At 66.7% G+C, this 12,571-nt stretch carries 12 protein-coding genes; 5 read left to right on the forward strand and 7 right to left on the reverse strand.

All coding sequences use genetic code 11. The features are described 5' to 3' along the window. The first annotated feature begins 86 nt into the window (after window positions 1-86). The 4 genes from ASF25_RS10100 to ASF25_RS10115 all read left to right on the forward strand — a co-directional run bounded on the left by ASF25_RS10100 (window position 87) and on the right by ASF25_RS10115 (window position 3,391). Complete coding sequence (locus ASF25_RS10100) at window positions 87-1,559, forward strand: amino acid permease (RefSeq protein WP_056304499.1); 1,473 nt, start codon at window positions 87-89, stop codon at window positions 1,557-1,559. A gap of 82 nt (window positions 1,560-1,641) precedes the next feature. Next, window positions 1,642-2,460, forward strand: coding sequence for a class I SAM-dependent methyltransferase (locus ASF25_RS10105; protein WP_056304500.1), 819 nt, complete (start codon window positions 1,642-1,644; stop codon window positions 2,458-2,460). A 146-nt stretch (window positions 2,461-2,606) separates the two neighbouring features. Beyond that, complete coding sequence (locus ASF25_RS10110) at window positions 2,607-2,969, forward strand: hypothetical protein (RefSeq protein ID WP_056260702.1); 363 nt, start codon at window positions 2,607-2,609, stop codon at window positions 2,967-2,969. 152 nt (window positions 2,970-3,121) lie between these two features. After that, on the forward strand, window positions 3,122-3,391 hold the full coding sequence (locus tag ASF25_RS10115) for a hypothetical protein (RefSeq protein WP_056170224.1): 270 nt from the start codon (window positions 3,122-3,124) through the stop codon (window positions 3,389-3,391). Between the two features lie 168 nt (window positions 3,392-3,559). Here ASF25_RS10115 and ASF25_RS10120 read toward each other — a convergent pair whose 3' ends face one another. After that, window positions 3,560-3,970 carry a DUF1236 domain-containing protein gene (locus tag ASF25_RS10120; RefSeq protein ID WP_056170708.1) on the reverse strand — a complete coding sequence of 137 codons (411 nt, stop codon included), beginning with the start codon at window positions 3,968-3,970 and terminating at the stop codon, window positions 3,560-3,562. A gap of 139 nt (window positions 3,971-4,109) precedes the next feature. Then, window positions 4,110-4,649 carry a formaldehyde-activating enzyme gene (fae, locus tag ASF25_RS10125; protein WP_056170227.1) on the reverse strand — a complete coding sequence of 180 codons (540 nt, stop codon included), beginning with the start codon at window positions 4,647-4,649 and terminating at the stop codon, window positions 4,110-4,112. A 131-nt stretch (window positions 4,650-4,780) separates the two neighbouring features. Here fae and ASF25_RS10130 point away from each other — a divergent pair, with 131 nt between their 5' ends. Then, window positions 4,781-5,032, forward strand: coding sequence for a hypothetical protein (locus ASF25_RS10130; RefSeq protein ID WP_056170232.1), 252 nt, complete (start codon window positions 4,781-4,783; stop codon window positions 5,030-5,032). Between the two features lie 18 nt (window positions 5,033-5,050). Here the strand turns inward: ASF25_RS10130 and ASF25_RS10135 are convergent, their stop codons facing one another. The 5 genes from ASF25_RS10135 to ASF25_RS10155 all read right to left on the reverse strand — a co-directional run bounded on the left by ASF25_RS10135 (window position 5,051) and on the right by ASF25_RS10155 (window position 12,563). Further along, window positions 5,051-5,482: a hypothetical protein gene (locus ASF25_RS10135; RefSeq protein ID WP_056170711.1), complete on the reverse strand. Its 432-nt coding sequence runs from the start codon at window positions 5,480-5,482 to the stop codon at window positions 5,051-5,053. A 191-nt stretch (window positions 5,483-5,673) separates the two neighbouring features. After that, window positions 5,674-9,426, reverse strand: a complete 3,753-nt coding sequence (gene metH / locus ASF25_RS10140) for a methionine synthase (RefSeq protein ID WP_056304501.1) — start codon at window positions 9,424-9,426, stop codon at window positions 5,674-5,676. A 174-nt stretch (window positions 9,427-9,600) separates the two neighbouring features. Beyond that, window positions 9,601-10,521 carry a methylenetetrahydrofolate reductase [NAD(P)H] gene (metF, locus tag ASF25_RS10145; protein ID WP_056260709.1) on the reverse strand — a complete coding sequence of 307 codons (921 nt, stop codon included), beginning with the start codon at window positions 10,519-10,521 and terminating at the stop codon, window positions 9,601-9,603. 62 nt (window positions 10,522-10,583) lie between these two features. Next, on the reverse strand, window positions 10,584-11,591 hold the full coding sequence (locus ASF25_RS10150) for a metalloregulator ArsR/SmtB family transcription factor (RefSeq protein WP_056170241.1): 1,008 nt from the start codon (window positions 11,589-11,591) through the stop codon (window positions 10,584-10,586). A gap of 60 nt (window positions 11,592-11,651) precedes the next feature. Further along, window positions 11,652-12,563 (reverse strand): ROK family protein, encoded by a 912-nt coding sequence (locus tag ASF25_RS10155; protein WP_056304502.1) that lies wholly within the window; start codon window positions 12,561-12,563, stop codon window positions 11,652-11,654. Between the last annotated feature and the right edge of the window lie 8 nt (window positions 12,564-12,571).

Below are 12,571 nucleotides of genomic sequence, written 5' to 3' on the forward strand. Positions count from 1 at the left end.
ACGGGCGCACGGCGACCGGCTGGTACATCGGATAATTTGCGTTAACGTCGCGGCCATCTCACGGATTTCCAACAGCGAGACGTTGCATGGCCGGCGGTTTGGCGGACGACCTCATCCGGACGAAATCCCTCGAACGGCTGAACTCCGATGCCGAGGGCGGCGAGCACAAGCTCGCCCGCACCCTCGGGCCGTGGAGCCTGATCGCGCTGGGGATCGGCGCGGTGATCGGCGCCGGCCTGTTCTCCCTCACCGGCATCGCGGCGGCCGAACACGCTGGCCCGGCAGTGGTGATCTCGTTCGCCATCGCGTCCATCGCCTGCGCGTTTGCCGGCATGTGCTACAGCGAACTCGCCGGCATGATCCCCGTGGCGGGCTCGGCCTACACCTACGCCTATGCCACCATGGGTGAACTCGTCGCCTGGATCATCGGCTGGGATCTCGTCCTCGAATATGCGGTCGGGGCCGCCACCGTCTCGGTGAGCTGGTCGAGCTATGTCACCCGCTTCCTGCGTGACACCCTCGGCATCAACCTCCCGCCGAGCCTCGTCCATTCGCCGTTCGAGACCTACACCGTCGATGGCGTGACGGCGCACGGCCTCGTCAATCTGCCGGCGATTCTGATCATCGTGGCGGCTTCGGCGCTCCTGATGATCGGCATCCGCGAGTCAGCCCGGGTCAACGCCGTCGTGGTGATGATCAAGCTCGCCGTCGTGGCAGTCGTGGTCGGCGTGGGCCTGTTCTACATCAAGGCGCAGAACTACGTGCCGTTCATCCCCGAGAACACCGGCACCTTCGGCGAGTACGGCTGGAGCGGGATCATGCGCGGCGCGGGCGTCGTCTTCTTCGCCTATGTGGGCTTCGACGCCGTATCGACGGCGGCGCAGGAGGCCAAGAACCCCCAGCGCAACATGATGATCGGCATCCTCGGCTCCCTTGCCATCTGCACGGTCATCTACATCCTGTTCGCCGGCGTGCTCACCGGCCTCGTGCATTACGACCAGATGAGGGGCGATGCGGCGCCCGTGAACACCGCCATCGCACAGACGCCGTTTCCGTGGCTGCGCAGCCTCGTGACGCTCGGCGTCATCGCGGGCTTCTCAACGGTGATCCTGGTGCTGCTGCTCGGCCAGAGCCGGGTGTTCTACTCCATGAGCCAGGACCGGCTGCTCCCGGGCTTCTTCTCCAAGATTCATCCCACCTGGAAGACGCCGTACCGCTCGAACCTGTTCTTCATGGTTTTCACCAGCGCGCTCGGCGGCTTCCTTCCGATCAGCCAGCTCGGCCACATGACCAGCATCGGTACGCTGCTGGCCTTCATGCTCGTCTGTGCCGGCGTGATCATCCTGCGCCGGACCCAACCCGATGCACGACGCGACTATCGCACGCCCCTGGTCCCCCTGGTGCCGATCCTCGGTATCGTGAGCTGCTTTGCCATGATGGTGTCGCTGGATGGCGAGACCTGGCTGCGCCTGCTCGTGTGGCTCGCCATCGGCTTCGTGATCTATTTCAGCTGGAGCCGCCGTCACAGCCGCATCGGCCGCGAGCAGGCCGGCACTTGAGGCGCGCTTCCATCGTGCGGCAGGACAACGGAACGTCTGACCGGCCGCCCATGGGCGACGGGTCAGCCTCCTTGGATATGCGATGAGCAACCTCCCCTACTACGATGATACCGGCTTGAGTGCGGCGTTCTACGATGTTGTCTCGAGCGCCTATCCCTTTCGGGGCGATATCGACTTCTATGCGGACCTCGTGGGCCCCGCCGGATCGTCGGTCCTCGAACTCGGCTGCGGCACCGGCCGGATCGTGATCGCTCTGGCGGAGCGCGGCTACGGCGTCTTCGGCGTCGACCTGGCGCCCGCGATGATCCAGCGCGCCGCCATGAAATGCGAGCGCCTGCCGCCGGAGGTGGGAAGCCGCATCGCCCTGATGCAGGGCGACATGACCCGCATCGTGTTGGACCGCCAATTCGATGGAGCGATCATCCCGTTCTACGGCTACGCGCATCTGGGCACGCCCACCGCGCGAGCGGACGCCCTGGCGGTCGTCGCCCGGCATCTGAAACCCGGCGGCAAGGCGGCGATCCATCTGCCCGCCCATGCCATGCTGCGCCAGCCCCTCGGCGACGAGGAACTGTCCGGTCCGTACAATGCGGCCGGGGACAGCGTCCGTATCCGCGTGGTCGCGCGAACGTTCGCAGAGGACACCGGCCGATTCTGTCAGGTGATGGAGTATACCCTGATCGATCCCGCCGGGACGATCACGCGGCAGTCGTGGGAAGAACTCGTCTATCATGCAGTCGATCGAACCGAGATCGTCAGGAATGCGGAGCGGTGCGGCCTCAGCCTCGCGGGTGTGCTGGGCGATTTCGACGGTTCGGACACCGGACGCGAAGCCATCTACGTATTCGTGCGCCGAGAAACGGCTCACACATCAGTCGAGTCCTACGGAGTGCCAGATTAGATTGCCGCTGCTGACGACGCGGTTCGTGCCGAGCCAATCCTATCCGTCGGGCTCTTCGGCAGATCGTCATTCGCGCATTGAGGCCGATGATCGAACCGACGACGGCCCAGGATCGTTGTGGTGCTTAGTTGGGGAGAGAACACACGATGAAAGTCTTTTTTGCAGTGGCGGCTGTCGGCATGAGCCTGCTGGTCCCGGTGGATCTCGCACAGGCTCAGCCTTACGGCGGGCGGGATTACGGTTATGACCGGCGCGACTCGGGCTATGGCGATCGTGATTATGGGCAGAGACGCCGTGATCGCGACGACGATTACGACGATCGCGGACGCGGATCGCGCGGTCGCGATTCGGGCTATGCGGATCGGGGCGGTGGTGGCGGGTTCGATGAGCGCTCCTACGTGCGGTGCAACCCCGACGTCGCCCAAGCCCTGCGTGCCGGCCAACTGACCTCGGCGCTGGCGCATTATCAGAAGTTCGGCCGCCGCGAAGGCCGCCGGCTGAGCTGCTGATCGGTTGGCTCGGAAGCCCCGCTGGTCCTCCCTCGCGGCAAGAAGTGTCGGAGATGGGGACCAATCCGGCCGTCGTTCGTTGACCTCATGAGCTGGCCCCGTCGGCGCGACACGCCGCGGGGCCTCCAGCGCAGCAGATCAAGGAGACGGCCATGAAGGCTTTCATTCTCGCAAGCACCCTCGTTCTCGCACCCCTGGCCCTGTCGGCCTCGGCTCAGGCCCAGGGAACCGTACGCGGCGCGGAACGCGGCGTGGAGGACGGCAATCGCGCGGCGGGGCCGGTCGGTGGCATCGTCGGCGGTGCGGTCGGAGCCGCGACGGGCACGGTCGGTGGCGTCCTCGGTGTCGATCCGGATCGGCGCGAAGAGCGCATGGAGCGCCGCGAGGAGCGCGGCACGGTGCGTGAGCGTCGCGACCGCTGACAACGCCGTCGGTCCTTCGCGAAGGACCGGCCACTGATATTCGGCTTGGCCGGCTCGGGTTGGATACGTCCGCCCGGGCCGGCCATGTCCGTTTTCCAGAAGATCGGATCCGAAGCGGCACGCCGGCCTTCGGAAATGCCGATATGGAACAGGGTTCCTAATCCAAGCTCAATCGATCACCTCGACGATCCGGCGTGTCGCCGGGTCGACCAGAACCGGATGATCGTTGACGATGGTGTAGTTCAAACCCTTCAGGGCGAATTCGGGCGGGACGTCGTAGTACACGACACCGTTCGGAGGCAGCACCGTTCCGACCTGAATCGGCCCTTTGTGGGCGAAGGAGGGGCGTCGTTCGCCCTGCGTATAGATGCGGAAGCGCTCGCGCCGATCGATCCCCAGGATCTCGTTGGCTGTGCCGACGGCGCCCCCGATGGCGCTGCCGACGGCCGCTCCGAGGGGGCCGGCGATATTGCCGCCCCGTTCTGCGCCATCCTGCGCGCCGCGTGCGAGGCCCTGAGCTTGGACCGCCGAGGCAGCACCGATCGCGAACGCGATGGCTGCGATGATTTTGAGGGGCATCCGGTTCCGGTTCTCCATGCGGGCTGTCTGTGTAGGGGTCGGTCGGGGTCCATCGCGGGCCCGCCCGCGAAAGGCCCGAAACCGTCGATCCCCGAGGGGCCGTGCCCACCATTTCGATGCGTACGGCCGGCGTTCGCGCTCAATACTCGATCACGTCCTCCAACGCGTAGTGCTTCACCGTTTTCCGGTTGGCGATGAGTTCGTCGATGGACGGCTCGCCCTTCATGGCACGCGCGATGGCGAGCTTCGTCGCCTCGTAGTTCGTACGGTAGAGGTCCTTGTGGTCGAGATTCGTATCGTCGGCGCAGCGCGGGTCGAGCCAGATCATGATGATCATGCAGAGATCGTCGAGGCCATCCTTCGGCAGCACGCCTTCGATGACGCAGTCGATGATGGCATCGCCCGTTGCGGCCTGAACCACGCCGCCGAGAAGTTCGACGTACTCGGCCGTGTGGATGGTGGCCTTGGTGGTCATCATCGTCGCCGGGCGCACGAGCTGGTTGAGGTCGCGCACCACGAACATCCGGGTGTGCCCCTGAACCTGCCCCATCATACCCGCGAAGGCGTGGCCGGCGGGTCCACGGGTGGAGCCGATGAGCACCTCTGGCATGGCATCGGTGTACTGCCCTTCGGCGGCGAGCACGGTGGCTTCGCCGGTGCGGAACCAGATCTCGGACATGGGTGTCTTTCTCGAAGGTTTGTGGACCCGGCGATGAACCGGGCGGGTCGGGGCGCACAAACACCACCGGGTGGCGCGACGTCAATCGCCGGGCGAGACTGGCCTGATCGCAGGGGATCGGTCATGCAGGAATGGCGGGACGCACCCGCCACGAGGGTGACGAGACGATGAGCCGAGGGTCACACGACCGGGACTGGAGCCTGTCGGTCGCGGAGAGCGCGGATGGCGTACAGCTCGAGATCGGCCTGCCCGATGTCGCCGGTCAGCCATTCACCGCGATCCTCGCCCTCGACCGGGACGAGGCCCGCATCCTCGCGCGTGCCTTGTTGGCCGCATCGGGCGACGCCATCGAGCGGACGTTCCAGCATCCGCCCGAAACCTGATCCTTCGGGGCCGAGCCTTCAGAGCCCGACGCGGTTGCGACCCGGCAGGCGCGGGACTTTGGTCCCGCGTGGCTCGATCGGACCGGCACAGGTGTAGGCGAACTCCGTCTGGAGATCCGTGAACACGGTCTCGCCGGTGATCCGGCAATCCTCCCGCACGGTTTCGTCGAGATAGGTGCGGGCCGCATCGCGAAACCGCTTGGTTCGGGTCAGGGCTGGGTCGCCGCCCTCGAGCCGGTCGTCGATCCCGCAGCCGGTGACCTCCCGCAGGGAATTGGAGACGATGAGCATCTTGCGCAGGCGTCGCTGGTCGTAGACCTCGTAGGGATCCTTGCAGCCGATGGTGACCACCTGGGGGGTCAGGCTGACATAGGTCTTCGACAGGTAGGAGAAGCCGGTGCAGCCCGAGGCCAGCAGGCCGAGGGTGATGACCGCCAGCGCCGCGGGCATCTTGGTCGACAGCACGGGGCTGGTCAGCCGGTACACGATCGGGGCGCCCTTCCGTCTGGCCTCGCCAAAGTCTCGGCGGGCATTGAAGCGCAGCCGTCCCCACGGTCAAGCCTTGCCCGGACACACTCCCGCGCGTTTCGACGTCCGGACCATCATCGCCCCTCCCCGCAAGCGAGGAGGGGCTTCGTACCCTATTCCGCCGCCGCTGCGAGATAGCGGGCCGGATCGTAGTTGAGGATCGGCCCGAGCCAGCGCTCGACTTGCCCCAGATCCATGCCCTTGCGGAGCGCGTAATCCTCGACCTGATCGCGCTCGACCTTGGCGACGCCGAAATAATGCGCTTCCGGATGGGCGATGTAGAGGCCCGAGACAGAGGAGCCCGGCCACATGGCGTAGGATTCCGTGAGTTTCACACCGATGCGCGACTCCGCCTTGAGGAGATCGAACAGCGTCACCTTCTCGGTGTGGTCGGGTTGCGACGGGTAGCCGGGGGCGGGACGGATGCCGGCATATTCCTCGCGTACGAGGTCCTCGGGCGCATAGGTCTCATCGGCGCCGTAGCCCCAGAAGTCCTTCCGCACACGCTCGTGCATGCGCTCGGCGAGGGCCTCGGCGATGCGATCGGCCAGTGCCTTCACCAGGATAGAGCGGTAATCGTCGTTGGCCCGCTCGAAGCGCTCGGCGATACGAACCTCTTCCAGGCCAGCCGTGACCACGAAGCCGCCGACGTAATCGGCGATACCGGTGTCGGCGGGAGCGACGAAGTCCGACAGGCAGGTGTTGGCACGTCCGTCGCGCTTCGACAATTGCTGGCGCAGGCCGTGGAAGGTCGCGAGCTTCTCGGAGCGGCTCTCACCGGTGTAGAGGGCGATGTCGTCGCCGATGCTGTTGGCCGGCCAGAAGCCGATGATCGCCTTCGGGTTGAACCAGCGCTCGGCGACGATCTGCGCGAGCATCTCCTGCGCATCGTCGAACAGGGCCTTCGCTGCCGGCCCCTGGTTCGGATCCTCGAAGATCGCCGGGTAGCGGCCCTTGAACTCGTAGGTCTGCAGGAACGGCGTCCAGTCGATGTAGGGCACGAGATCGGCGACCTCGTAGGAGGAGTAGACCCGCGTGCCGGTGAAGCTCGGCTTCTTCGGCTGGTAGCCCGACCAGTCGATCCGGAACGGGTTGGCGCGGGCTTTCGCCAGCGGTAGGCGCTGCTTGTCGAGCTCCGAGCGGGCGTGCGCGTCGGCGACCTTCCTGTACTCGGCCCGGACCTTCTCGATGGTCGAATCCCGTGTCTCCTTCGACAGCAGGCTCGACACCACGCCGACGGCGCGGCTGGCATCCGTCACGTAGACGGTCTGGCCCCGGTTGTACGAAGGGTGGATCTTCACGGCGGTATGGACGCGGCTGGTCGTGGCCCCACCGATGAGCAAGGGAACCGAAAAACCCTCGCGCTCCATCTCGGCGGCCACGTGCACCATCTCGTCGAGCGACGGGGTGATGAGGCCGGACAGGCCGACGATGTCGACGTTCTCGCGCTTGGCCACGTCGAGGATCTTGGCCGCCGGCACCATCACGCCGAGGTCGATGATCTCGTAGTTGTTGCAGGCGAGCACGACGCCGACGATGTTCTTGCCGATGTCGTGGACGTCTCCCTTCACCGTCGCCATCAGGATCTTGCCGGCGGCCTGGCGCTTGCCGTCACCGCCATTGGCGAGCTTCTCCGCCTCCATGAACGGCTCGAGATAGGCCACGGCCTGCTTCATCACGCGGGCGGATTTCACCACCTGCGGGAGGAACATCTTGCCCGAACCGAACAGGTCGCCGACCACGTTCATGCCGGACATCAGGGGGCCCTCGATGACGTGGAGCGGGCGCTCGACACCCACGCGCGCCTCCTCGGTATCGGCGAGGATGTACTCGGTGATGCCGTTGACCAGGGCGTGCTCGATGCGCTTCTGCACCGGCGCCTCGCGCCAGGACAGGTCGGCGGTCTTCGCCTGGACGCCGCCGCCGGACTTGAAGCGCTCGGCCGCCTCCAGCAGACGGTCGGTGGAATCGTCGCGGCGGTTGAGGACCACGTCCTCGCACAGCTCGCGCAGTTCGGCCGGAAGCTCGGCGTAGATCGCGAGCTGGCCGGCATTCACGATGCCCATGTCCATGCCGACCTGAATCGCGTGATACAGGAACACCGCGTGCATGGCCTCGCGCACGGGCTCGTTGCCCCGGAAGGCGAAGCTGAGATTCGAGATGCCGCCCGAGATGTGGGCATGGGGCAGGGTCTCGCGGATGGTCTTCGTCGCCTCGATGAAGGCGACGCCGTAGCCGTTATGCTCCTCGATGCCGGTGGCCACCGCGAACACGTTCGGATCGAAGATGATGTCTTCCGGCGGGAAGCCGATCTCCTCGGTCAGAACCCGGTAGGCCTTGGTGCAGATCTCGACCTTGCGCTCGTAGCTGTCGGCCTGGCCCTGCTCGTCAAAGGCCATCACCACCACGGCGGCGCCGTAGGAGCGGCACACCTTGGCGTCGGCGATGAATTTTTCCACGCCCTCCTTCATGGAGATCGAGTTCACGATCGCCTTGCCCTGGACGCACTTGAGCCCAGCCTCGATGACGTGGAACTTCGAGGAATCGATCATCACCGGCACGCGGGCGATATCGGGCTCGGCGGCGACGAGGTTGAGGAACTCGACCATGGCCTTCTCGGAATCGAGCAGGCCCTCGTCCATGTTGATGTCGATGATGCTGGCGCCCGCCGCCACCTGATCCCGGGCGACGTCGAGGGCCGCCGCGTAATCGCCGGCGGTGATCAGCTTCCTGAACTTGGCCGAGCCCGTGACGTTGGTACGCTCGCCGACGTTCACGAAGGGGATCTCCTTCGTCAGGGTGAACGGCTCCAGGCCCGACAGGCGCATCAGGCGCGGCACTTCCGGGATCGCACGGGGCTTGCACCCCGCGACGGCTTCAGCGATGGCGCGAATGTGGTCCGGGGTGGTGCCGCAGCAGCCGCCGACCATGTTGACGATGCCGGCGCTGGCGAACTCGCCCACCAGTTTCCCCATGGCTTCGGGACTCTCGTCGTAGAGACCGAATTCGTTGGGCAGGCCCGCATTCGGATAGGCGCAGACCAGGGTGTCGGCGATGCGCGACAGCTCGGAGATGTGACCGCGCATCTCCTTCGCGCCGAGTGCGCAGTTGAGGCCGATGGTCAGGGGCGCGGAGTGGCGGAGCGCATTCCAGAACGCCTCCGGGGTCTGGCCCGAGAGGGTGCGGCCGGAGAGATCCGTGATCGTGCCCGAGATCATGATCGGCAGGACCATGCCCCGCTCCTCGAACACCGCCCAGGCGGCGGCGACCGCCGCTTTGGCGTTGAGGGTGTCGAAGATGGTCTCGATGAGGATGAGTTCGGCGCCCCCGTCCATCAGGCCGCGCACCTGCTCGATGTAAGCCTGACGCACCTCATCGAAGGTCACGGCGCGGTAGCCGGGATTGTTCACGTCCGGCGAGATCGACAGGGTGCGGTTCGTCGGGCCGATGGCGCCGGCCACGAAGCGGCGGCGGCCGTCCTGCTTTTCGGCCAGGGCGGCGGCCTCGCGGGCGAGGCGCGCGCCCTCCGAATTGAGCTCGTGGATGATCGATTCCATGCCGTAATCGGCTTGGGCGATGGTGGTCCCCGAGAACGTGTTGGTCTCGCACATGTCGGCGCCGGCGAGGAAGTAGTCGAGGTGGATCTGCCGGATCGCATCGGGCTGCGTCAGGATCAGGAGGTCGTTGTTGCCCTTCTGGTCGTGGCCGTGATCCGTAAAGCGGCTGCCGCGAAAGTCCGCCTCGCCGTAGCCGAGGCGCTGGATCACGGTGCCCATCGCCCCGTCGAGGACGAGGATCTTTTCCGCGGCACGCGCACGGAGCGCGGCTTCGATCTCTTTTCCATCGACGGGTCGCAGGTCGGTCATGGTGTATCCTTGGAGACGCTGGGTCCCATCAAACCACCTCGTGCTGAGGTGCCGGAGCGAAGCGGAGGCCTCGAAGGAGGGCTCTCGTTCGCACATTGGTGCTGGTGTCCTCCTGCGAGGCCCGCCGACGCGGGCGCCTCAGGATGAGATTCTGGGATGGTCGAACGCGTGCGCTCAGGCCGCTTTCGCCGCCGCCACCTTCGGGGCCTGCGAACGCAGGCCGAGGAGATGGCAGATGGCGTAGACGAGGTCGGAACGGTTCATCGAGTAGAAGTGGAAGTCGTTGACGCCGCGATCGACGAGATCGAGCACCTGTTCGGCCGCCACCGCCGCCGCCACGAGGCGGCGGGTGTCGGCATCGTTGTCGAGCCCTTCGAAGCGGGCGGCGAGCCAGTACGGCACCGAGGCGCCGGTGCGGCGGGCGAAGTTGGCCGATTGCTTGAAGTTCTGGACGGGGAGGATGCCCGGGATGATCGGGATATCGATGCCCGCCGCCCGCACCTTGTCGACGTAGCGCAGGTAGATGTCGTTCTCGAAGAAGAACTGCGTGATCGCCTGATCGGCACCGGCGTCGACCTTGGCCTTCAGCGCGTCGATGTCGGCGTCGAGGCTGGCGGCCTCGGGATGCTTTTCAGGGTAGGCCGAGACCGAGACCTTGAAGTCGCCGATGCGCTTGATCCCGGCGACGAGGTCCGCCGTCTGGGCATAGCCGCCCGGATGCGGACGATAAGTCGTACCGACGCCGTCCTGAGGGTCGCCGCGCAGGGCCACGATGTGGCGCACGCCGGCATCCCAGTAGGATTGCACGACGGCGTCGATCTCCTCGCGGGTGGCATCGACGCAGGTGAGGTGGGCGGCGGGCCTGAGACCCGTCTCCCGGACCATGCGGGCCACGGTGTTGTGGGTGCGCTCACGGGTCGATCCGCCGGCGCCGTAGGTCACCGAGACGAATTTCGGCTGTAGCGGCGCCAGGCGCTCGATGGACGACCACAGGATCTTCTCCATCTCGTCGGTCTTCGGCGGGAAAAACTCGATGGAGACGCTGATCGGACGGTAGCCGTCGCGGCTGGCGCGGTGTTGGGAGGCGGTGGGCATCGGGGTCGTCCTCAATGTCGGTCGGTTCAGACGGATCGCGAACAGGATGTGACGTGCGTCGGTCAGGCGACGGCCCGCTCAAGCCCGGCCTCTTCGGCTTCGGAGGCGAGCCAGAGCGTCACGGTGAGCTGGTGGTGGGCCAGGGCCGGCGGAGGGGCGAGATCGCGGGTGGTGACGGTGGACAGCCCCGCATCGTTGAGCCAGCCCGTCACCTGCTCGGGTGCGAAGCCGAGGCGGCGATGGGCCTGGGTTTCACGCAGGAACTCGAGATCGTGGGGCGCGAAATCCACCACGAGGAGACGCCCCCCCGGCGCCACGAGCCGCACGGCTTCGCGCAGGGCGCGAGCCGGATCGTCGAGGTAATGCAAGACCTGGTGAACCAGCACCAGATCGAAGCTGCCGCGCCCGAACGGCGGAGCATGGATGTCGCCCTGCCGCAGATCGACCCGCGACAGGCCGGCCCGCTCGAGGTTGGCGCGCGCCACCGACAGCATGGCATGGTTGGAATCGAGGCCCGTCGCCCGGCTGGCCCGGCCGGCGAGCAGTCCGAGCATCCGGCCGGTGCCGGTGCCGAGATCGATGAGGTTGTGAATCGGCCGGTTGCCCAGCGCATCGAGCACGGCGGCCTCGACGGTGGCCTCCGGCACATGGAGCGAGCGCAGGTGATCCCACTTCGGAGCGAGACGCGCGAAGAAGGTCTGGGCCGCCTCGGCGCGCTGCGCCCGCACGGCTTCGCGTCGCGCCCGATCCTCGGAGATCGGAGCACTTCGGGAGTCGAGCCCGGCGATGAGGGGGTCGACGAGGCCGGCGCGGCCATCGACGAGGCGAAAGAACGCCCAGGCTCCTTCGCGATGGCGCTCCACGAGACCGGCTTCCACGAGAAGCTTGAGGTGCCGGGAGATGCGCGGCTGCGACTGACCGAGGATGTCGGTGAGGTCGGAGACCGACAATTCTCCGTCCGCCAGCAGGGCGAGGATACGCAGGCGCGTCTCTTCGGCCGCCGCGCGCAGCACGCCGAGGGCATGCGTGAACGGCACCGATGAGTCCGCTATGGGGCCTGCGATAGACATAAAGATATGTTTATGTGCAATTCTTGCCCCTGACAAGGGGTCTCGTCTCCTCACGGCGCGTCAGGCGCCATCGGTACCAGGGTCCCACAGCCAGGCCGCCCCTCTGACTCCGGAGGCGTCGCCATGCAGGCTCGGACGAATGGGCGTGTCGAAGCGGTCCGAGAACACGTGCGGGGCAGTGAGCTCCGTCAGGCCCTCGAACAACTCGGGCAGACGCGACAGCCCGCCGCCGATCACGATGATAACGGGATCGAGGATGTTGACGACCTGCGCCAAAGCCCGGCCGAGGCGGTCGCGGTAGCGCGCGAACGTTTCCTGCGCGACGGGATCGCCTGCGCGCATCGCCGCCACGACGGCTTCGGCGGTGATGGGCCGCCCGCTGCGCCGGGCATGGTCGGCGGCGAGTGCGGGTCCGGACAACCACGTTTCGATACAACTGGAGCGGCCGCAATAGCAGGCGGGTCCCGGGCGCTCATCGTCACGGGGTGCGGGGAGAGGATTGTGGCCCCACTCGCCGGCGATACGCAACCGCCCGGCGAGGGCTCGTCCTTCGAGGGCGATGCCTGAGCCAACGCCGGTGCCGAGAATGATCGCCCAGACCACGGCGGCACCGGCACCCGCCCCGTCGACGGCCTCCGATACGGCGAGGCAATTGGCGTCGTTCTCGACGCGCACGGGGCGGCCGAGGGCGTGAACGAGGTCGTCGGCGAAGGGACGGCCGTTCAGCCATGTCGAGTTGGCGTTCTTGACCAGACCGGTGGCCGGCGCGATGGCCCCCGGCATTCCGACCCCGACACTGCGGACGGGGCCGGTGCGGGATTCGAGGCCTTCGACCAGGGCCGCGATGGCCGCGAGGGTGCCTGAGTAATCGTCGCGTGGCGTGGGGACACGGGCCTCGGCCCGCATCATGCCCGCCGCGTCGAGGACGACCCCGGCGATCTTGGTGCCGCCGAGGTCGATTCCGAGGCGCAAGACGTTCC

It is taken from the genome of Methylobacterium sp. Leaf100 (assembly GCF_001422845.1).
Classification (GTDB): Bacteria; Pseudomonadota; Alphaproteobacteria; order Rhizobiales; family Beijerinckiaceae; genus Methylobacterium.